Source organism: Amycolatopsis sp. MJM2582 (assembly GCF_000754115.1).
Taxonomy (GTDB): Bacteria; Actinomycetota; Actinomycetes; order Mycobacteriales; family Pseudonocardiaceae; genus Amycolatopsis; species Amycolatopsis japonica.
In genome coordinates this window covers 1-19673 of record NZ_JPLW01000007.1, presented here as the reverse complement: position 1 = coordinate 19673, position 19673 = coordinate 1, and the positions used below count along the sequence as shown (strand labels likewise).

20 protein-coding genes are annotated in these 19673 nt (G+C 67.1%); 7 read left to right on the top strand and 13 right to left on the bottom strand.

The features are described from left to right. Position 1: 1 nt before the first annotated feature. The gene (locus ED92_RS34775; protein WP_016331633.1) at positions 2-565 is read right to left on the bottom strand and encodes a M48 family metallopeptidase; all 564 of its coding nucleotides are present in this window, start codon (positions 563-565) and stop codon (positions 2-4) included. A gap of 163 nt (positions 566-728) precedes the next feature. Here ED92_RS34775 and ED92_RS34770 point away from each other — a divergent pair, with 163 nt between their 5' ends. From ED92_RS34770 to ED92_RS34760, 3 genes are all read left to right on the top strand, one after another. Beyond that, positions 729-1763, top strand: coding sequence for a hypothetical protein (locus tag ED92_RS34770; protein WP_037345937.1), 1035 nt, complete (start codon positions 729-731; stop codon positions 1761-1763). Between the two features lie 77 nt (positions 1764-1840). Beyond that, complete coding sequence (locus ED92_RS34765) at positions 1841-3181, top strand: AarF/ABC1/UbiB kinase family protein (RefSeq protein WP_037345935.1); 1341 nt, start codon at positions 1841-1843, stop codon at positions 3179-3181. 142 nt (positions 3182-3323) lie between these two features. Further along, a complete protein-coding gene (locus ED92_RS34760; RefSeq protein ID WP_037345934.1) occupies positions 3324-4235 on the top strand; it encodes a hypothetical protein in 912 nt (303 codons plus the stop codon). Positions 4236-4240: 5 nt separating this feature from the next. Here ED92_RS34760 and ED92_RS34755 read toward each other — a convergent pair whose 3' ends face one another. The 6 genes from ED92_RS34755 to ED92_RS34730 all read right to left on the bottom strand — a co-directional run bounded on the left by ED92_RS34755 (position 4241) and on the right by ED92_RS34730 (position 8762). Beyond that, positions 4241-4420 carry a hypothetical protein gene (locus ED92_RS34755; protein ID WP_037345931.1) on the bottom strand — a complete coding sequence of 60 codons (180 nt, stop codon included), beginning with the start codon at positions 4418-4420 and terminating at the stop codon, positions 4241-4243. Next, complete coding sequence (locus ED92_RS34750; RefSeq protein ID WP_037345929.1) at positions 4417-5286, bottom strand: bifunctional 2-polyprenyl-6-hydroxyphenol methylase/3-demethylubiquinol 3-O-methyltransferase UbiG; 870 nt, start codon at positions 5284-5286, stop codon at positions 4417-4419. Before ED92_RS34750 ends, ED92_RS34755 begins: the two co-directional genes overlap by 4 nt. A gap of 106 nt (positions 5287-5392) precedes the next feature. Continuing rightward, positions 5393-5644 (bottom strand): hypothetical protein, encoded by a 252-nt coding sequence (locus tag ED92_RS34745; RefSeq protein WP_037345928.1) that lies wholly within the window; start codon positions 5642-5644, stop codon positions 5393-5395. Beyond that, complete coding sequence (locus ED92_RS34740) at positions 5641-6024, bottom strand: WhiB family transcriptional regulator (protein ID WP_007033873.1); 384 nt, start codon at positions 6022-6024, stop codon at positions 5641-5643. Before ED92_RS34740 ends, ED92_RS34745 begins: the two co-directional genes overlap by 4 nt. Positions 6025-6191: 167 nt before the next feature. Continuing rightward, entirely contained in the window at positions 6192-6458 is a 267-nt protein-coding gene (locus ED92_RS34735; protein ID WP_037345925.1) for a hypothetical protein, read from the bottom strand. Between the two features lie 216 nt (positions 6459-6674). After that, entirely contained in the window at positions 6675-8762 is a 2088-nt protein-coding gene (locus ED92_RS34730) for an ATP-dependent DNA helicase UvrD2 (protein WP_037345923.1), read from the bottom strand. Positions 8763-8825: 63 nt separating this feature from the next. Here ED92_RS34730 and ED92_RS34725 point away from each other — a divergent pair, with 63 nt between their 5' ends. Both ED92_RS34725 and ED92_RS34720 read left to right on the top strand, forming a co-directional pair. Then, positions 8826-9554 carry a DUF4191 domain-containing protein gene (locus tag ED92_RS34725; protein WP_016331624.1) on the top strand — a complete coding sequence of 243 codons (729 nt, stop codon included), beginning with the start codon at positions 8826-8828 and terminating at the stop codon, positions 9552-9554. A 409-nt stretch (positions 9555-9963) separates the two neighbouring features. Further along, positions 9964-10611 (top strand): hypothetical protein, encoded by a 648-nt coding sequence (locus tag ED92_RS34720; RefSeq protein ID WP_235213447.1) that lies wholly within the window; start codon positions 9964-9966, stop codon positions 10609-10611. Positions 10612-10674: 63 nt separating this feature from the next. Here the strand turns inward: ED92_RS34720 and ED92_RS34715 are convergent, their stop codons facing one another. Next, positions 10675-11160, bottom strand: coding sequence for an RDD family protein (locus ED92_RS34715; protein ID WP_200882785.1), 486 nt, complete (start codon positions 11158-11160; stop codon positions 10675-10677). Positions 11161-11332: 172 nt separating this feature from the next. Here ED92_RS34715 and glnA point away from each other — a divergent pair, with 172 nt between their 5' ends. Beyond that, positions 11333-12757, top strand: a complete 1425-nt coding sequence (glnA, locus tag ED92_RS34710; RefSeq protein WP_005167524.1) for a type I glutamate--ammonia ligase — start codon at positions 11333-11335, stop codon at positions 12755-12757. A 93-nt stretch (positions 12758-12850) separates the two neighbouring features. Here the strand turns inward: glnA and ED92_RS34705 are convergent, their stop codons facing one another. The 5 genes from ED92_RS34705 to ED92_RS34685 form a co-directional block, all read right to left on the bottom strand. After that, a complete protein-coding gene (locus ED92_RS34705) occupies positions 12851-13285 on the bottom strand; it encodes a thioesterase family protein (RefSeq protein WP_020633826.1) in 435 nt (144 codons plus the stop codon). Positions 13286-13415: 130 nt separating this feature from the next. Continuing rightward, positions 13416-16388, bottom strand: coding sequence for a bifunctional [glutamine synthetase] adenylyltransferase/[glutamine synthetase]-adenylyl-L-tyrosine phosphorylase (locus ED92_RS34700; RefSeq protein WP_037345918.1), 2973 nt, complete (start codon positions 16386-16388; stop codon positions 13416-13418). A 111-nt stretch (positions 16389-16499) separates the two neighbouring features. Next, positions 16500-17618, bottom strand: coding sequence for an inorganic phosphate transporter (locus tag ED92_RS34695; protein WP_081976004.1), 1119 nt, complete (start codon positions 17616-17618; stop codon positions 16500-16502). A 105-nt stretch (positions 17619-17723) separates the two neighbouring features. Continuing rightward, a complete protein-coding gene (locus ED92_RS34690; protein ID WP_037345915.1) occupies positions 17724-18479 on the bottom strand; it encodes a type 1 glutamine amidotransferase in 756 nt (251 codons plus the stop codon). A gap of 89 nt (positions 18480-18568) precedes the next feature. Next, the gene (locus tag ED92_RS34685; RefSeq protein WP_037345913.1) at positions 18569-19021 is read right to left on the bottom strand and encodes a rhodanese-like domain-containing protein; all 453 of its coding nucleotides are present in this window, start codon (positions 19019-19021) and stop codon (positions 18569-18571) included. Positions 19022-19128: 107 nt separating this feature from the next. Here ED92_RS34685 and ED92_RS34680 point away from each other — a divergent pair, with 107 nt between their 5' ends. Next, the gene (locus ED92_RS34680) at positions 19129-19575 is read left to right on the top strand and encodes an Lrp/AsnC family transcriptional regulator (RefSeq protein WP_037345910.1); all 447 of its coding nucleotides are present in this window, start codon (positions 19129-19131) and stop codon (positions 19573-19575) included. The last annotated feature ends 98 nt before the right edge of the window (positions 19576-19673 follow it).

Genomic DNA, 19673 nt, shown 5'->3' with positions numbered 1-19673 from the left:
GTCAGTCCTCCGCCGCGATGCCCCAACCGGCGGCGGAGGACAGGCCCTCCAGATAGCCGATGGCGCGTTCGGTCTTGGGATAACGGCGAACGAGCTCCCAGAACGCCGCGTTGTGCCCTGGTTCCTTCAAATGCGCGAGTTCGTGCACGAGGACGTAGTCCAGCACCCATCCCGGCACCCGGCGCAGACGATCGCTGACCCTGATCGTCGCGTCGACCGGCGTGCAGGACGCCCACCTCGTCCTCATCGGCGGCACCCAGCGAACGCTCGCGGGTATCGCCTTTCCGTCCAGATACTTCGCCGAGAGCACGGCGCAGCGCGCCAGCAGCGCCTCGTCGGAGGCCTTCGGCGGCGCGGCCTGCCGCGGGCCCTTGCGCAGCAGCTTGCGCTGCATCTCGGCAACCCAGTGCTTCTCCTCGGCCCGGGTCATCCGGGCAGGGATCAGCACGACGAGGGTGTCCTCGTCCCAGTACGCGGTGACGGTCCGGTGACGGCGTTGGCTACGCCGTACCTCGACCTTGTGTTCGGGAGTGTCCGACGGATTCGTCGTGTCCCGGCCCCTCAACGAGGGCGTCCGTGCTTCGACCACTCGACCACGGTAAGGCCAGTCACCGACAACTCCGAGAGCCGAAAGGTCACAGCCTCCAGTTGTCCACAACGGGGCCAACCTGTGGATAACTCGCGTTCTTTCGGGCGGCGAGGCGGCGGGCGGGTGCGATCCTGCGATCATGAACCTGCGCGAACCTGATCTGCGATCGATCATCCTTCCCGCTTTCCCCGCCCTGCTTCCCGGCCTGGATGTGCTGGAACGCGGGAACGGCGAGATCCAGATCGGCCTCGACCCCGCCCACGCCGTGGTCGTCGCCGGCGTCGCCACCGAGGTGGCCACGGCACTGCGCGACCTGGACGGAAACCGGGCCGCGGACGAAATCGTGCTCGCGCAGAGCGAACACGACGAACAGCTGCGGGACCTGATGACGGACCTGACGGCCCGAGGGCTCGTGACCGACGCGGGACGATCAGACGGGTATCCGAGACCGAGAACGGAAACAGGGCTCTGGTCGCTACGAGCCCGCCATCATCAGGCGGCCATGACCGCACGCCGCAAGCGCACCGCGGTGGCGATCCACGGCGACGGCAGGCTGGCCGCGGCCCTCGCCGTCCTGCTCGCCAAAGGCGGCGTCGGGCATATCGACGTCCGGGCTTCGGGCGTCGTCGGTGAGGGCGACCTCGGCTCGGGCTACACCGAAGCCGAGATCGGCATGCCACGCCGGGACGCGCTGGCCCAGGTGGTGCACCGTGCGGGCACGGACATCGCGACCACCAGGCTCTACTCGGATCGCCACCCGGAACTCGTCCTGCTCACCGACGCCGTCGTACCGGCTCCCGAGCTGGTCGAGGGACTCGTCCGCGACGGGATCAATCACCTGCCGGTGCGCGTCCGGGACGGGATCGGCATCGTCGGACCGCTCGTGGTGCCCGGACGCAGCAGTTGCCTGCGCTGCGCCGATCTCCACCGTGCCGGCCGTGACGATTCCTGGCCGAGGGTGGCGAGCCAGCTCGCGGGCCGGGTGCAACAGCCGGACCTCGGTGCCGTCCACGCGTGTGCCGCACTGGCCGCCGCACAGGCCCTCCGGCTTCTGTCGCCCGGCGACCAGGCTCCACCCGCCTGGAACGCGACACTGGAGATCGACTTCTTCGACGGCACGATCCGGCACCGCGACTGGCCGCCGCACACCGGATGCGGATGCGGCGCCCGGTGATACGGCGAGCGATGTAGCCCACACCCACTCCCTCAACAGGCTGCGCGGGCGCGGTGAATCAAGGCAGAATCGCGAAGGTGACCGACTCCCGCAACGCCGAGGACCGTGACGCCGCCATCCCCCGGAACGGGGCCGCGCGAACGGCGAAGCTGGCCAGTATCCCCCTCGGCATAGCGGGACGGGCCGTCGGCGGCTGGGGCAGGCGGCTGACCGGGCAAAGCGCCGAAGAGGTCAACGCGACACTGTCGGCCAAGGCGGCGGAGCAGCTTTTCGAGGTTCTCGGCACGCTCAAGGGCGGCGCGATGAAGTTCGGCCAGGCGCTGAGCGTCTTCGAGGCCGCGGTACCGGACGAGATGGCGAAGCCCTATCGCGAGGCCCTGACGAAGCTTCAGGCGGCCGCGCCGCCCATGCCCACCCGGCAGACCCATCGGGTCCTCGCCGAGCAGCTGGGGCGCACTTGGCGGCAGCGCTTCGCCGCCTTCGACGACGAGCCAGCCGCGTCCGCGAGCATCGGCCAGGTCCACCGTGCGACCTGGCACGACGGTCGCGAAGTCGCCGTCAAGGTGCAATACCCGGGAGCCGACGACGCCTTGCGGAGCGACCTTCGGCAACTCCAGCGTTTCAGCAGGTTGTTCCAGGCCTTCGTGCCGGGAACCGAGGTGAAACCGCTCCTGGCGGAACTCGCCGAACGAATGAACGAAGAGCTCGATTACCAGGCGGAAGCCCAGAACCAGCGCGACTTCGTGAAGGCGTTCGAAGGCGTCCCCGGGTTCCTGATCCCCCGCGTGGTCGCCAGCGCGCCGAAGGTAGTCGTCACGGAGTGGGCCACCGGCACTCCGCTCTCAAAGATCATCGCCGACGGCGACAAGGAGACGCGGGACCGCGCCGGCCGCCTGCTCACCGAGTTCCACTACTCGTCCCCTGAACGAGCCCGGCTCCTGCATTCGGACCCCCATCCCGGCAACTTCATGCTGACCGCCGACGGCAGGCTGTGCGTGATCGACTTCGGCGGGGTGTCCCGGCTGCCCGAAGGGATTCCGCAGCATCTGGGCGAGATGACCCGGCTGGCGCTCGACGGCGAGTCCACGAAACTGATGCGGCTGCTCAGGGAGTCCGGCTTCATCCGGGTCGACGCGGATCTGCGGGCAGACGACGTACTCGCCTACCTCGCCCCGTTCACCGAACCGCTGGCAGGCGACACGTTCCACTTCACCCGCCGCTGGATGCAGCGACAGGCGGGCCGGGTCGGCGACACCCGCGGCCGGGATTTCCGGATCGGCCGCTCCCTCAACCTCCCGCCCGAGTACCTGATGATCCACCGCGTGACCGCCGGATCGACCGGCATCCTCTGCCAGCTCGACGCCGAGATCCCCGCCCGCGCGATCGTCGAACGCTGGCAGCCGGGCTTCGCGGCCTGAGAAGTTATCCACAGGGAACGGTGCGACTGAGCGGAAAACGGGCTCGCCCGGGCGAGTTGTCCACAAGTTCGGGGAAGTGGTTCCACCCGGTCGGCCCAGCGGTCATCCTCGATTCATGACCACTACACGAAGCGCCCGACTCATGGCGCTCAGTAACACCAGCGAGTCAGGGATCATCACCAGCCGCGAGCTGCGCAAGGCGGGCGTCACCGCGCGCTACGCCGCGAAGCTCTGTGGCCCGGGCGGCCCCTGGCGAAGGCTGATGCCGGGTGTGATCCTGTTGCGCGACACCGCGCCCACCCGCCTTCAGCTGCTGCAAGCCGCCGTAGCGCGGTTCGGGCCGGACGTGGCGGTGACGGGTGCCGACGCGCTACGCGCACGAGGCGTCGACTGCCCGGTCACACGGGAGGTCCATCTCCTTGTCCCCGACTACCGGCGCGTTCCGGCGGAGCCCGGCATGCTGCCGCGAAGAACCACGCGGATGCCGCCGCCGACTTTGATCGACGGTGTTCCGTTCGCCCCACCGGCCAGGGCCGCGCTCGATCTGGCCCGGCTGGAGCTCGATCCGTCGCGAATAGACGAGCTGATCGCGCTCCCGCTGTATTGGGGCCTGTGCACGCTCGAGGAACTCAACGGGGAGCTCGATTCCGGCAACCGACGGGGCTCAGCCGCGGTGCGGGCGGCCTTGCGGCGTGTCGATCCCGAAGAGACGTACGCGCATGGGCTGGCGAAGAAGGTCCTCAGCGGCTGCCCACTGCCCTCGCCGTCCTGGAACACGACGCTCTGCGACCGACGAGGGCGCCCCATCGGCACCGCCGACGCCTGGTGGGACGACATCGGCATGGCGTGGCAGTTCCGTGCCCCGAAACAAGGCGCCGCCAATTTCCATCCACTGGCGCTGACCGCGACCGGGACCGTGCTGGTCCGCTGCACCATCGACCAGCTGAAGAAGGTTCCGATGGAGGTCGCGGCCGAGCTCGTCAGGGCGTTCGCCGAAGCGGCGCGGACACCGAGGCCGAAGGTTCGCACGATCGGCCGGATCGACGCCGCCTGAGTGATTCACCAGTACTCGTCCGGCAGCTTTCCCTCGATGTCGCGGGTGTGGCGGCGAGCGCAGGCGGGGCACATCCAGCGCACGACGTTCTTTTCGCGGGTGGAAACCCAGGCGAGCGTCTGCGCCGGCTCCTCGTCGACGCCGCGGATCCGACCGCACAACGAGCAGCCGACCGGGTCGTTCACGATCGCCGTCCGCAGTGGATCGTCTTCGCCCCTTGCAGGAACAGATCCTGGCGTGCACCGAGGAAGGCGGGGTTCGCCGGATCCACCAACGCGGCCACGGTCTCGTGGTCGTCATCGGCGAGGCGATCATTCGCTACCTCGTTCAGCCAGGTCAGCCGCTCGATGATGAATTCGCGCAGCAGTTCCGGTCCGGGCGCCGGATGGTGGATGAGCACGCCGAAGGAATCGACGTCGGCGAGACCGGCCCGCTGCAGCGCGATGTTCCAGCCGTAGGGCATGGGAACGGAGCCGGGGATCCCTGCCCGCATCTCGGCGAACCACTCACCGCGCGCGGCGAGCAGACGCTCTTCCAGCCCGGGCCGGCCGATGCCGAGATCCCAGGGGAGACAGTCGAAGTCCAAGCCGCCTTCGGAGATGGCGACCAAGCCACCGGCGCGGGCTAAGCGGGCGAGGGTGTCGATGGCCGCCTGCTGATCGGGCAGGTGATGGACCACGCGGGAGGCCCAGACCAGATCGGCGGGCGGAAGCTTGGCGGCCAGCCCGCCGTCGGCCACGTCGGCGTGGATCGTCTCGACCGTGGCCTTGTCGCCTGCGGCCGCGCGGACGACGCGATGCGCTTCGGCGAGCAGATGCTCGGTCGCGTCGACCAGCACGATCTTGGCACCGGCGGAAGCGAGCTCTTCGGCGAAGAGCACGCTCATCCCGCCCGCACCGCAGCCAACGTCGAGGATGGTCGGGCTATCCGGCATGCCCTTCAGCAGCCGTCGAGCCGCCTCCCGCATCGGCTCGGCGTCGAGCGCCTCAGCCATGCGAAGCGATCGAAGCCGATCAGCCCAGTCGATGTCGTCGTGCGTGTGTACGGCCATTCCCCCAGTGAACACCAAGCCGCCCCACCCCACGCCCCAAAAGGGAGCGGGGGACCTTTGCTACCACCGTGCGGTGGTAGCAAAGGTCCCCCGCTCCCCCGAGTGGTCAGGCCTGAAGGCGCTCAGCTCGCCGGGTCGCCCAACGGGCGACCTTGGTCCACCTGCGTGCGGCGCGTGGGCCGCTTCGAGCCCGCTGAGCGCGGACTCCCTCCTCGAGGTCTCGTATTCGGGCCCTGGACAGTTCTTCATAAAGCAACATTTCGCTGGTCTCCTCGACCTTGATCTCGTTCAGTTCGACCGGCGCGTGAATTCCCGTCCGCGCCTCGTAATCCCTGGTGGTGATGAGTTCGACGGTCATGCCGCAGCGCTCCGCTCGACCTTGCGCGCGACCGGGCGAGCCTCGGCGGCGGGCTCGACGACCGGGTTCTTCCGGGGGCGGCCACGGGGCCGCTTCCGCGCGACGACAACGCCGCGTTCGAAGATCTCGCCACCCCAGACACCCCACGGCTCACGCCGGGAAAGGGCACCCGCGAGGCAAGCGGAACGGACCGGGCAGTCCGCGCAGAACGCCTTCGCCCGCTCGAGCTCTGCCGGCGACTCGGCGAACCAAAGGTCCGCGTCGCCCGAACGGCAGGGAAGCATCGACTCAGGCGAGTCGATGGCGTCGAGCAGGTCTACGACGCCGGCGTCGGCGAAAGGCAGAGCCTCCCCCGGCGCGAAAGCTATGGCCGATGACATAAGTGCACTCCTCTGTCCCGTAACGGATTTCGTACTCACGGTGGAACTGGACAACGCTGAACCCCAATTAGGTTGTGCAGCCAACTTGTTTGTGCAGCAAAAACACGAAGGCCGCGGATCCGGTAACCCGGTTCCGCGGCCTTCGTGAGCCTCTGGTCCTGACTAGGTCAGGAACTTCGCTCCCGTATGGACAACGGAACACGGAACTGCTTGATGACCGGCAGATCGACGCCACCGTTCTCGTACGCCCCACCGAAGGCGGCAGCGTGCGAGAAGGTCTTTTCAGCGGCGATCCGGCCGAGGTCGAAACGCTGGGTGCCGCGGGCGGCGAGGATGCTCACAGGCACAACGGTGCCCTGGCGCTGAGCCTGCGGGACTTCCGCGACGCAGGACAGACGGGTGCCAGGGTTCGTGAGCATCATGTTGATCGTCATTTCACCGGCACCACCTTTCTCTGTCGCGCGCGAACCGCCCTGCGGTCTACGCTGTGTTGTAGATGTTCTTCCCCAGTCCGGGCTCTTCCCGCCCGGTACCTGCAGGTTATTGCCCCCGGCCGCACCGGGGCAACTTATTTTCCAGAAAATCCGTCGAAGTTGCGAAGATCGGCTCTGAGCAGCGGGTTCGCCGCGTGGATCATGCCTGGAACGCGGTCAAGACCCCACCGAGGCCCGCACGACGTCGAGAACCTCCGCCCCGAAGCGTTCGAGCTTCGTCGCGCCGATTCCGGAGATGGCGCACAACGCCGTGTCGTCGGTCGGCCGCTGCTCGGCGATGGCGACCAGCGTCGCGTCCGTGAAAACGACGAAGGCCGGCACCTTGAGCTCACGCGAGCGTTCCCCACGCCAGGACTTCAGCTTCTCGAGCAGTTGCTCGTCCACGTTGGACGGGCAACGCGAGCAACGGCCCAGTTTGATGTCGAGCGTCTCCGGCAATGGCCCGCCGCACACCCGGCACCGGGCCTTGTTGCCGGACTGCTTCGGCTGCTGCGAGCGGGCCACCCGCGCCGCCGGATGGTCTTCGGGGATGAGGCCGTAGAGGAAGCGGCTGCGTCGCCGATTGCGACGGTTTCCCGACGTCCTGGCCAAAGCCCACGAGAGCGAGAGGTGCTCTCGCGCCCGAGTGACGCCGACGTAGAAGAGACGGCGCTCTTCCTCGATGGCCGCGTCGTCGCCGTCGGCATGGAGGATCGGCATGGTCCCTTCGGCGAGCCCCACGAGGAACACAGCGTCCCATTCGAGACCCTTCGCCGCGTGAAGCGAGGCCAGGGTGATGCCCTCCACCGTCGGCGGATGCTGCGCTGTCGCCCGCTGCTCGAGCTCCGCGACGAAACGCGGCAGATCCGCGTCGTCGACAGTGGAAGCCAGTTCCTCGGCCAGCTCGACGATCGAGAGAAGCGCGTCCCACCGCTCTTTCGCCGCGCCTCCGGCGGGAGGCTGGTCCGTGAGCCCTACCTTCGCGAGCACGGAGCGGACCCGGGTCACCAGCTCGCCGGTGTCGGCGTCGGTCGACGCCATCCGCAACGCGGACATCGCCTGCCGGACCTCCGCCCTCGCGAAGAACCGCTCGCCGCCACGAACCAGATACGGGATGCCCAACTCGGCCAGCGCCTGCTCGTAAGCCTCCGACTGGGCGTTGACACGGTAGAGCACCGCGATCTCGCTCGCCGTCACTCCGCTGTCGAGCAGATCGCGGATCCTGCGGGCGACGGCCGCGGCCTCGGCGGTCTCGTCGTCATACTCGGCGAACCGCGGGGCCGGCCCGGAAGGACGCTGGCCGATCAGTTTCAGCCTCGAGCCCGCAGGACGGCCGCGCGCGGCACCGATCACTTGGTTGGCGAGAGCCACGACCTCTGGAGTCGAGCGGTAGTCCCGCTCGAGCCGCACGACCGTCGCCTCGGGAAACCTCCGGGTGAATTCCAGCAACGGCCGGGGGGAAGCACCACCGAACGAATAGATGGTCTGGTTGGCGTCGCCGACGACGGTCAGGTCGTCGCGGCCGCCGAGCCAGGCGTCGAGCAACCGCTGCTGCAGCGGAGTGACGTCCTGGTACTCGTCGACGACGAAGCAGCGGTAGCGCTCGCGGAACTCCTGGGCCACCACCGTGTGCTCCTCGAGAACCGCGGTGGTGTGCAGGAGCAGGTCGTCGAAGTCGAGCACCTGCGCGGCGTTCTTGACCTTCTCGTAGTTGCGGTAGACCTCCGCGACCTGCGACGCCGGCGCCGGTGTGTCCCGCTGCGTACGCGCTGCGACCGCCGGATAGTCGTCCGGTGATACCAAAGAGGCCTTGCTCCACTCGATCTCACTGGCAAGGTCGCGCAGGAGCTCCGTCTCGGTGCCGAGCCCCGCCTTGTTGGCGGCTTGGCTGATGTAGCGGAACTTGTTCTCGAGGAGCTCCCACGGCCGGTCACCGACCACCTGCGGCCAGAAATAGCGAAGCTGGCGGCGGGCGGCGGCGTGGAAGGTGAGCGCCTGGGCGGCGTCGACACCCAGCCCCCGAAGACGCGTGCGCATCTCACCCGCCGCACGAGTCGTGAAGGTGACCGCGAGAACCTGACCAGCGGCGACGTGTCCGGAACGGACCAGGTGGGCGATGCGGTGCGTGATCGTCCGCGTCTTGCCGGTCCCCGCACCCGCGAGGACACAGACCGGCCCCCTCGGGGCGCAGGCGGCGGCGCGCTGCTCGGGATCGAGCCCATCGAGCAGGCCTGGACGACTCTTCGGGGACGATGCGCTAACCACGCCCCGATCCTCGCAGAGGGCCCGACGGGATCGGCGCAGGGCACGCGGCCGTATCCTGGTCACATGGCGGGAAAGCAGGACAAGGAAGCAGCGAAGCTGGCCAAGAAGGAGAAGCGCGCCGCGAGCAAGGCTCGCCGCGGGCAGATCTTCGAGGCCTTCAAGATGCAGCGCAAGGAAGACAAGGCGCTCATCCCCTGGATGGTCGGATCGCTCCTGGTCATCACCGGTGTCGTGTTCGGCATCGGGTTCATCTTCGACGTCCACTGGGTCGTGCTGCCGCTGGGCATTCTGCTCGGCGCGCTCGCCGCTGTGATCATCTTCGGCAGGCGGGTTCAGAAGACCGTGTACTCGAAGGCCGACGGGCAGCCCGGCGCCGCGGCCTGGGCACTCGAGAACATGCGGGGCCGCTGGAAGGTGACGCCGACCGTGGCGGCCACGACCCAGCTCGACGCCGTGCACCGGGTGCTCGGCGGGCCGGGTGTCGTGCTCGTAGCCGAGGGGGCGCCGCACCGCGTGAAGTCCCTGCTCGCGCAGGAGAAGAAGCGTGTGTCCCGCCTGATCGGTGAGACCCCGATCTACAACGTGATCATCGGCAACGAAGAGCAGCAGGTGCCACTGAAGAAGCTCCAGGGCTACCTGATGAAGCTTCCGCGCAACCTCAAGCCCGCCCAGGTCGACGCGCTGGAAGCGAAGCTGGCCGCCCTCGGCAGCCGTGGTGCCGCCATGCCTAAGGGCCCGATGCCCGCCGGCGCGAAGATGCGCAACGTCCAGCGCACCATCCGCCGCCGCTGACCAAACGAGTATCAGGGGTCCTTTGCTGCCGCTAGGTGGTAGCAAAGGACCCCTGATCCGTCTTGGGGCGAAAACTGTCGGTGGGTGGTCGCATGATCACTGTGTGGACAGAACCTCGAACGCCCGCCGGAAAGTGCTGGCAGCGATGTTCCCGGACGGCGTGGCCGCCCGGGCGAAACTTGTCGCCCTGGGGTACTCACACTCCTCGATCTCTCGGTATTGCCGAGAAGGCGGGCCGTGGAGGCGTCCAATACCCGGCGTCATCCTCCTGACCAACGCCACACCGACCAAGCACCAGCTCTTGAAGGTCGCACTGACTCACGCTGGCCCTGAGGCGATGCTCACCGGCGTGCAAGCCGCCAGGTTGTACGGAGTGCGAAGACTTCCGCCGGAAAGACGTGCGCACACCTTGATCCCTCACCGGAGCGAGGTCGCCACCTGGGGATTCGCCGTCGTAGAACGAACGATCCACCTGCCGGAACCAGTGGAGATCGACGGCCTGCCCGTCGCCCCGCTCGCCCGGGCCCTGATCGACGCGGCGCGACGTATGGACGAACTCAACTCGGTGCGGGCCATGATCCACGATGCTGTCCATCGCGGGCTCTGCACGCCTGAGGAACTTCGAGACGAGCTTGCCCAGGCCAGCACGATCGGCTCCGCGCTCCCCCGAATCGTCGTCAACGCCCTCCAAGATGGGGTCGACTCCGCCGTCGAGCAGTGGTTGGAGTCCGTCCTCGAGCGCAGCGGCTTGCCCCGGCCCACGCGGAGCGCGGAGTTGCGGACTTCGGACGGGGCGGTGGTCGGAGTCGCCGACGCCTGGTGGTCGCAGGTCGGCGTCGCATTGCAGATCCGCCACGACGAGGTCACTCTCGAACCGGACAAGTTGCCCACGATGCCGGCACTGGTCGCCCCAGGTCTCATCGTCGTCCAGATAAGCCCCGCACAGCTGCGTGACGAGCCACTGGTGGTGATCCAGGACCTGCGTGCGGCACACCGCCGCGCTCGGCAACGACCGCCTCCAAACCTCGGGAGCGTTCCCGCAGCACCGGCTGCCTGACCACGGCCGGTCCTGCAGCGGCACCTCCCGGCGAGAGCAAAGGTCCCTTGCTCCCCTCCGAGGTCAGCGCATGCGGATGACGACGGTCCCGGTCAGCCGGTCGAGCCAGCTTCGGCCGTCGATGTTGCGGATCGCGGCAGGAATGATCAGAAAGGTGAGTGCCGCGCGCACGACCGCGCGCCACACGCCGACCATTTGCGCGCCGTCGAGCCTGGCGACGCGGATACCGACCACTGCCATACCAGGCGTGAAGCCGAAGAAGGACGCGGGAATGACCGTGATCGCCGCCCAGACGCCGACCGACCAGAGGTTGAAGGTCTGCATGACGGCCGGATCCTGAAGACTGGGAGTCACGAAAAGGGTCGTGACGAGTGAAGCGAGCACCAAGTCGATGATCAGCCCGAGAAGACGTGCGCCGCCGCCCGCTACTGAGCCGACACCCGATTGGGGCAAGCCGAGTCGCTCGCCACGCCACCGCTGCGTACCCTCGCCACCGGCAGTCGTCTCGTCACCGGCTCCGGGCAGCCATTCTCCGGTCCATCTCGCCACCCATCCAGGGTATGCCGGTGGCGCCGGCCACATTCGCCCTGGTCGACTACCCGATATCGCCGCCCCGTTAACACCGGCGAAACATACGGGTGACGGTCGGGCAACACCGCGCTCTTAGCGTGAGCCGAAGAGAGTACTGCCGCCGGCAACGAACGAGAAGGAGTCACCGAGGGTGCCCACTACTCCAGACGACATTCAGCGCCTTATCGCCGACGAGAACGTAGAGGTCGTCGACGTCAGGTTCTGCGACCTGCCCGGCGTTATGCAGCACTTCACCGTTCCGGCGAAGGCGTTCAACGAAGAAGCCTACGAAGAAGGCCTGGCCTTCGACGGCTCCTCGGTGCGTGGTTTCCAGTCGATCCACGAATCCGACATGCTGCTCCTCCCGGACCCCGAGACCGCGCGTATCGACCCGTTCCGCAAGGCGAAGACGCTCTCGCTGAACTTCTTCGTGCACGACCCGTTCACCCGTGAGGCGTACAGCCGCGACCCGCGCAACATCGCGCGCAAGGCCGAGCAGTACATCTCCGAGTACGGCGTCGCCGACAACGTGTTCTTCGGCCCGGAGGCCGAGTTCTACATCTTCGACTCGATCCGGTTCGACTCGGCCGAGCACGCCTCGTTCCACGAGATCGACTCCGTCGAGGGCTGGTGGAACACCGGCGCCGACGTGCCGGGCGGTAACCAGGGCTACAAGACGAAGTTCAAGGGCGGCTACTTCCCGGTCCCGCCGGTCGACCACTTCGCCGACCTGCGCGACGAGATCGTCCGCAACCTGCAGGGCTCCGGTTTCGAGATCGAGCGCGCGCACCACGAGGTGGGCACCGCCGGCCAGACCGAGATCAACTACAAGTTCAACACGCTGCTGCACGCTGCCGATGACCTGCAGCTGTTCAAGTACATCGTGAAGAACACCGTGTTCGCCGCCGGCAAGACCGCGACCTTCATGCCGAAGCCGCTCGCCGGTGACAACGGCTCGGGCATGCACTGCCACCAGTCGCTGTGGAAGGACGGCACGCCGCTGTTCCACGACGAGTCGGGGTACGCGGGCCTGTCCGACACCGCCCGCCACTACATCGGCGGCCTGCTCAAGCACGCGCCGAGCCTGCTGGCCTTCACCAACCCGACCGTCAACTCGTACCACCGGCTCGTGCCGGGCTTCGAGGCGCCGGTCAGCCTGGTGTACTCGCAGCGGAACCGGTCGGCTTGTGTCCGTATCCCGATCACCGGCAACAACCCGAAGGCCAAGCGCGCCGAGTTCCGGTGCCCGGACTCGTCCGGTAACCCGTACCTCGCGTTCTCGGCGATGATGATGGCCGGTCTCGACGGCATCAAGAACAAGATCGAGCCGCCGGAGCCCATCGATAAGGACCTCTACGAGCTTCCGCCCGAGGAGGCCCAGAACGTCAAGCTCGTTCCTGGCGACCTCGGCGCGGTTCTCGACACGCTGGAAGCGGACCACGACTACCTGCTCGAGGGTGGCGTGTTCACTCCCGACGTGATCGACACGTGGATCTCCTACAAGCGTGAGAACGAGATCGACCCGCTGCGGCTGCGCCCGCACCCGTACGAGTTCTCGCTGTACTACGACGTGTGATCGTGCTGTAGGCAACACCAAGAGCACGCCGGTGGTGAGGTGCGGAAGCGCCCTCACCACCGGCGTTTCTTATTCCGGTCTTTCGCGGTACGGCTACTCCGAAGTGGAAAGAACCTTCAGATCGACGCCTGCCCGCTCGATGCGGCCACGCGGGTCGTCCACCAGTTTGCGGCGCTCGAGATCCATCAGCCCCAGCGTGCACGTGATCTCCGCGGAGAGGGTGCCGTCGACCTTGTAGATGTTCGAGTCCATGTGGAAGGTCTTGCCGGTGCCGAACTTGGCGTCGCAGGTCACGTCGACGACATCGCCCGCACGGAGCTCGCGCCGGAACACGATATGGGACTCGAGCAGCACGAAGGCAAGGTTCGCGTCGCGCATACCGGAGTTGAGGCCGCCGGCGAGCTCCATCAGCTCGAGTCTGGAGACCTCGCCGTAGGAGTGGTAGACGGCGTGGTTGAGATGGCCAAGGGTGTCCAGCTCGTAATGACGCACCTTGATCCGGGTGCGAAATGGCTCGCGCACAGTCACCGGTCCACTGTAAGGGCCACTTACCGTCCGCGACCCCGAGTGTGAGCAAGGGACCTTTGCTGCCACCTCGTCCGTTCCGGGCGGGGCGGTAGCAAAGGCCCCTTGCTCACTTACCGCAGGTCAGAGCGGGTCAGCCCTGGTAGAAGAGTGTCTCGACGACCGCATGAGCACGTCGCGTCGTCCGCCTATAGGCGTCGAGGAACTCGCCTGGATCGTCATCGGCCGAGTAACCGAGCACGCGCGCGACCGCGGCCAGGTCTCGACCGGAGCTGGGGATCTCGTCGACGGCCTTACCTCGGACCAGCATCCCGGCATTGCGGACACGCGTCGCCAAAAGCCAGGCTTCGGTCAAGGACTCGATCTCGGCGGGCTCGGCGAGCCCCGCCTCAGCCGCCGCTTTCAGAGCCTCGATCGTCGAGGTGGTGCGAAGCCCCGCGACTTCATGCCCGTGACGCAGCTGCATGAGCTGCACAGTCCACTCCACATCGGCGAGCCCTCCGCGGCCGAGCTTCGTGTGCCGTGTCGGATCGGCGCCCTTGGGCATCCGCTCCGTCTCCACCCGGGCCTTGATCCGCCTGATCTCCCGCACCCGAACCGCGTCGAGGCCTTGTTGCGGGTACCGAATGGGGTCGATCATCTCGATGAACCGATCGCCAAGGTCCTCGTCACCGGCGATGAACCGGGCTCGGAGCAGCGCTTGCGATTCCCAGACCTCCGCCCAACGACCGTAGTAGCTGCGGTAAGACTCGAGAGTCCGCACCAACGGGCCGCTCCGCCCTTCCGGACGGAGATCGGCGTCGACGACCAGAGCAGGGTCGGGGCTCGGGGCACCGAGGATCTTGCGCACCGTCTCGGCGACCGAAGAAGCGAACTTCGCTGCTTCGGAGTCCGACACTCCTTCGGCCGGCTCGCACACGAAAAGAACATCCGCGTCTGATCCGTAGCCGAGTTCGGCCCCACCCAGGCGCCCCATACCGATGACAGCGATCTTCGCGGGAGTCTGGCCGAGCTCGGCCTGACGCTGGCGGAAAGCAGCGGCCAAAGCACCTTGAAGCACGGCGACCCACACACTCGACAGCGCGGCGCAGACCGCTGGGACATCCAGCAACCCCAGCAGATCTGCCGACGCGATTCGCAGCATCTCGTGCCGTCGGAGCGATCTCGCGGCCGCGACCGCGGCGTTCAAACCCGGTTGCCGCCGCACTGCGGCTCGCAGCGAGGTAGCCACCTCTGCCGGGGTACGCCCGGCCAGCCGTGCGGGATCACCGAGCAGTTGCAGGACTTCAGGCGCTCTCGCCAGTAGGTCAGGCACCAGTCGCGAAGTACCCAGCAGAAAAGCGAGCCGCTCGACGACTGCGCCCTCGTCCCGGAGAACCCTGAGGTACCAAGGTGTTGCCTCAAGCGCTTCGGAGACCTTCCGATAAGACAGCAGCCCGCGGTCAGGGTCCGGAGTGTCGGCGAGGAGGTCCAGCAAAACCGGCAGCAGAGCCTGCTGGATGGCCGCCCGGCGCGACATTCCCGCGGTCAACGCCTTGATGTGCTGCAGGGCACCGTCCGGAGCGGCATAGCCGAGCGCGGCGAGACGACTCTCGGCCTGTTTCGTGGTCAGCCGGAGCGCTTCGGTCGGCACGTTCGCGACAGACTGCAGCAGAGGCCGGTAGAAGAGCTTTTCGTGAAGCCGCCGGATGCTCTGCAGGTGGCGGCGGAATTCCGCCACCAGGACGTCCCCTTCGCTCTTGCCCCGAGCCGGCCGCACACCACTCGCTCGCGCGATCGTTCGCAACTCGCTGACATCCGAAGCAGCAGGGAACAGGTGCGTGCGCCGGAGCCTGCGAAGCTGAAGCCGGTGTTCGATGGTCCGGAGAAACTCGTATGACGATGCCAGCTCCGCGGCATCCTTCCGGCCGACGTAGCCGCCGTCACCCAGGGCGGCGAGTGCGTCCATCGTGGACGGAGAACGCAACTCCGCGTCGATCCGGCCGTGGACCAGTTGCAGCAACTGCACCGCGAACTCGACGTCCCGGAGACCTCCGCGCCCCAGCTTCAGCTCTCGTTCGGCGTGCGCGGAAGGCACATGACCTTCGACCCGGCGCCGCATCTTCTGGACCTCGGGGACGAAATTCTCGCGATCGGCCGCTGCCCACACCTTCGGCGCGACCATCTCCGCGTACTGACGCCCGAGCTCGGCGTCGCCTGCCACCGGGCGCGCTTTGAGCAAGGCCTGGAACTCCCAGGTCTTGGCCCACTTCTGGTAGTAAGCGGCATGTCCGTCGAGGGTCCGGACCAAGGCGCCCGCCTTGCCCTCCGGACGCAGCGCCGCGTCGACCTCGAAACAGGCCTTGCCGACCACGCGCATCATCGTGCTGGCCAACCGCGTGGAGACCGACAGATCTCCATCGCCGACGAAGATGACGTCCACGTCGCTCACATAGTTCAGCTCTCGACCACCGCATTTGCCCATCGCGATCACGGCGAGCAGGCCTTCGGCGCTGGCACCCACCTCGGACTCCGCGACAAGCAGCCCTACTGTCAGCGCGGCCTCCGCCAGCGTGGTGAGCTGGGCTCCGATCTCGACATAAGGGGGCTGGCGAAGGCCAGGCTCGACCAGATGACCGAGGTCGGCCGCTGCGATGCCGAGGAGCAGCTCGCGGTAGCCGACGCGAAGAGCCTGCTCCGCTTCAAGCCCGGTGAGCACTTCACCTTCCGGCCGTAGGTGGCCGAGAAGACTGCTCACGTATTGATCCGGCTCAGTGCTCTTCTGCCCCACAAGGGTCTTCCAGCAGCCCGTGTTCGAGACCATGAAGTCCGCGAGTGCGCTCGAGGTGCCCAAGACACCGAGCATCCGGCCGCGGAACGTGCGATTGGTGCGCAGCGCCTGGTCGAGCCCGTTCCAGGCGGCCGGGTCGATTTCCCTGATCCGGTCCAGGCCGCTCAGTGCGAGATCGGGGTCCGCGGCGCGGGAAAGTGCGGACAACACGTCGGCGGCGGAGCCGTCCGGGCCGGATTCGGTCCACCAACCGGCAGCACGCAGCTGCCCGTCGGCACGGGGATCGGTGAAGCCGTATCTCGCCACGGAAGCGGTCGGCCTGGCGCGCTCAACCATCGGCTTCCACCGTAGTCGCCCTTCCGCCCAGGGCCAGATGGACGCGCACGGGAGCAAGGGACCTTTGCTACCACTTCGGCTCGCGCGGTAGCAAAGGTCCCTTGCTCCCTGCTAAGCGGCGATCTTGCCGACTTCCTGTTCAGGGATGGGCGGGGCGGGGCTGGTGAAGCTGCTGGCGTTGACGGGGCTCCGCCGCGAAAGGAGGTAGATCCCAATGCCGATCGCGAGGCCCGCGACGCCTACGGCGATCGTCCCCACCGTGCCGGTCGAGGTCACGAGGCCGGCACCGGCGCCGACGATGGCGGCCGCCGGAAGTGTGAACAGCCACGCGACCACCATGCGACCGGCCGTGCGCCAGCGAACCGGTGACTCATTCCTCCCCACTCCGGAGCCGACGATGCCTCCGGAGCAGACGTGAGTCGTCGAAAGCGGAAAGCCGAAGTTGGTCGAGGCGAGAATGACGGCCGCCGAACTGGTCTGCGCGGCGAAGCCCTGCGGGCCATCGATATCCGTCAGGCCTTTACCCAGCGTGAAGGTGATGCGCCAGCCGCCTAGATATGTGCCGAGCGCGAGCGCCAACGCCGCACTGACGATCACCCAGAGCGGCGGCCCTGCCCCGGCGGGAAGGGTGCCGGCGGTGATCATCGTCAGGGTGATGACACCCATGGTCTTCTGCGCATCGTTCGTGCCGTGGGCGAGTGACACCAGCGAAGCCGAGATGATCTGGCCGACTCTGAAGCCGGCAGTGCGGCCGCGGCGAACGAAGATCCGATAGACGAAGTACGTCACGATCATCGCGACGAGTCCGGCCAAGACAGGCGACAGCGCCGCCGGGACGAGGACCTTCTCGACGATCTTTCCGAAGTGGACGGAGTCCGTTCCGGCGGACACCCACGTGGCGCCGATCAGGCCGCCGAACAGCGCGTGGGACGAGCTGGACGGTAGTCCGACGAACCAGGTGACCAGGTTCCACACGATCGCCCCGACCAGGCCGCCGAAAACGATCGCAGGTCCGATCTTGGTGTCGTCGACCAGTCCATTCGAGATGGTCTTTGCCACTTCGACCGACAGGAAGGCGCCGACCAGGTTCAGGACCGCGGAGATCGTCACCGCGACCTTGGGACGCAACGCCCCGGTGGCGATCGACGTCGCCATCGAGTTGGCCGTGTCATGGAACCCGTTTGTGAAATCGAAAATTAGGGCCGTGACGACGACGAGCACGACCAACACTGAGGGCTCCACCCCGACCTCCGAACCCTTCGAAACTCCCTTCGCAAGGTACCTGACAGGTAGACCCGAGTGTTAACAACCCATACGTATTTGAGACATAAGTCGTTAAGCCATCGGCAAAGTACGTTGACGGTGCGCAGCCGGAGCGAGGTCACCGGACACCAGTCGGACGAAGCGCTGGGCGAACGGCCGCCAGGTTTCGGTGATATCGGCATGCACCCGAGCCAGATTTTCCGGGGTCAGTACGTCCGGCCGGGTGAGTTCCGCCATTTCCGGTGCCTGCCGTGCCCAGTCGAGGACCACATCGGGCGTCGTCTCGATGTGGAACTGGACACCGTAGGCACAACGGTCGAATCGGAAAGCCTGGTAGGGATACCGCGGCGAGGAGGCGAGAAGCTCGGCTCCAGCGGGCAGCCGGGTGATCGCGTCGTTGTGGAACTGCAGGACGTCCTGCATGAGCGGCAGATCCGCGAACAGCGGGTCGGTCCAGGCAGCGTCCTTCTTGGACACAAGCCCCGGGCCGACCTCGGGTCCTTGATCGCCCGTGGCGACGCTGCCGCCCAGCGCCACCGCCAGGAGTTGGCTGCCGAGGCAGATCGCTAGCGTCGGGATCCGCGCGCCGGCGGCCTTCGAAAGAAGCTTCCGCACGTCCGCGAGCCACGGATGGGCTTCGTCGTCGTTGGCGCCCATCCCGCCGCCAAGGCATACGACACCGGCGTATCCGTCAAGATCGGTGGGGAGACTCTGATCGGGCAGCAACCGGATGTCGAGCTCGGCACCTGCCTCGGTGAGCCAGTCGCCGAGGGGGCCGATCGGATCTGATTCATCCGGCTGGATGACGAGCAACTTGGGAGCGGTCACCTCCCCAGCCTACGACCGCACCGACAGCAGGGGACCTTTGCTACCACGCGAGGAGGCGGCGGTAGCAAAGGTCCCTTGCTCCTCAGCGGTCAGCAGGCGCAGCGCGGGACGGGTGCGGAGGTGTGTGCGGAAGGCAGAGTGTCTCGCTCAACGGGATAGCCGGCCGCTTGCCAGGCGGTGATACCGCCGGAGAGGCGTTTGACTTTGAAGCCGAGCTCCGCGAGTTTCAGAGCTCCTTTGGTCGCGGCGTTGCAGTGGATGCTCTCGCAGTAGCAGATGTAGACGAGTTCGCGGTCCAGCCCGCTGACCGACTCCGCAGTCATGTCCCGGTAAGGGAGATTGATCGCGCCGGGGATGCGAGCGGACGCGAAGGCGTCGGGGGCTCTGGTCTCGACGACCACGTATCCCTGCTGGGCGCCGGAGGTGAGATCTCGGACCAGGTCGTCCGGGTCGACCTCGAGAGCGAGTTCGGCCCGGAGGTGCGCGGCGGCGGTCGCGCTGTCCAGAGCCGGAAACGTCAGTGCGCGGGGTTCGGTCGTCATGGCTCAATCTTCGTGGTCAGTGATCATCCGCGACATCGGAGAATCCAGGTCTCGGGGGCGGCTAGCCTGGAGATCCCTGGCAGGTATGACGATCGACCTGGAGTTTTGTGAACCTCGATGATCTCGACTGGCAGCTGCTCGAACTGCTCCAGTCCGACGGCCGGCTGACCTATTCGGAACTCGGCCGGCGGGTGTCGTTGTCCGCGCCCGCGGTGACCGAGCGGGTTCGTCGGCTCGAGGAGAAGGGGATCATCACCGGGTACTCGGCGAGTGTCGATTTGACGAAGCTCGGGCTTCCGATTGAGGCGATGGTCCGGGCGAAAGTACGCAGCCTGGACACGTCACGCTTCCGCGAAACCATCCTCGCGTTACCGCAGGTGCTCGACGCCGACCACGTCACGGGTGACGAGTGCTGGCTGGTGCGGGTCGCCTGCCGGAACACGGCGGAGCTGGAGGAACTCGTAGAGCGGATGCAGCGCTATGGCGAGACGACCACTTCGCTGGTCTTCTCGTCGCCTGTGCGCCGGCGCGCGGTCCGCCGGGATAGCTGCTGAGCTCCCCCGCGGGGAGCAAGGGACCTTTGCTACCACTCGGCGAGGGCAGACACGAAAAAAGGGCTTGGGCCCCGGGAGAACTCGTGGTTCTCGACCGG

Excerpts from the sequence above, each read along its gene's own strand:
- ED92_RS34735 (WP_037345925.1), bottom strand. The coding sequence starts at position 6,458 with ATGACGATCAACATGATGCTCACGAACCCTGGCACCCGTCTGTCCTGC.
- ED92_RS34760 (WP_037345934.1), top strand. The coding sequence starts at position 3,324 with ATGGCGCTCAGTAACACCAGCGAGTCAGGGATCATCACCAGCCGCGAG.
- ED92_RS34740 (WP_007033873.1), bottom strand. The coding sequence starts at position 6,024 with ATGTCATCGGCCATAGCTTTCGCGCCGGGGGAGGCTCTGCCTTTCGCC.
- ED92_RS34770 (WP_037345937.1), top strand. The coding sequence starts at position 729 with ATGAACCTGCGCGAACCTGATCTGCGATCGATCATCCTTCCCGCTTTC.
- ED92_RS34685 (WP_037345913.1), bottom strand. The coding sequence starts at position 19,021 with ATGACGACCGAACCCCGCGCACTGACGTTTCCGGCTCTGGACAGCGCG.
- ED92_RS34700 (WP_037345918.1), bottom strand. The coding sequence starts at position 16,388 with ATGGTTGAGCGCGCCAGGCCGACCGCTTCCGTGGCGAGATACGGCTTC.
- ED92_RS34725 (WP_016331624.1), top strand. The coding sequence starts at position 8,826 with ATGGCGGGAAAGCAGGACAAGGAAGCAGCGAAGCTGGCCAAGAAGGAG.
- ED92_RS34750 (WP_037345929.1), bottom strand. The coding sequence starts at position 5,286 with ATGGCCGTACACACGCACGACGACATCGACTGGGCTGATCGGCTTCGA.
- ED92_RS34745 (WP_037345928.1), bottom strand. The coding sequence starts at position 5,644 with ATGACCGTCGAACTCATCACCACCAGGGATTACGAGGCGCGGACGGGA.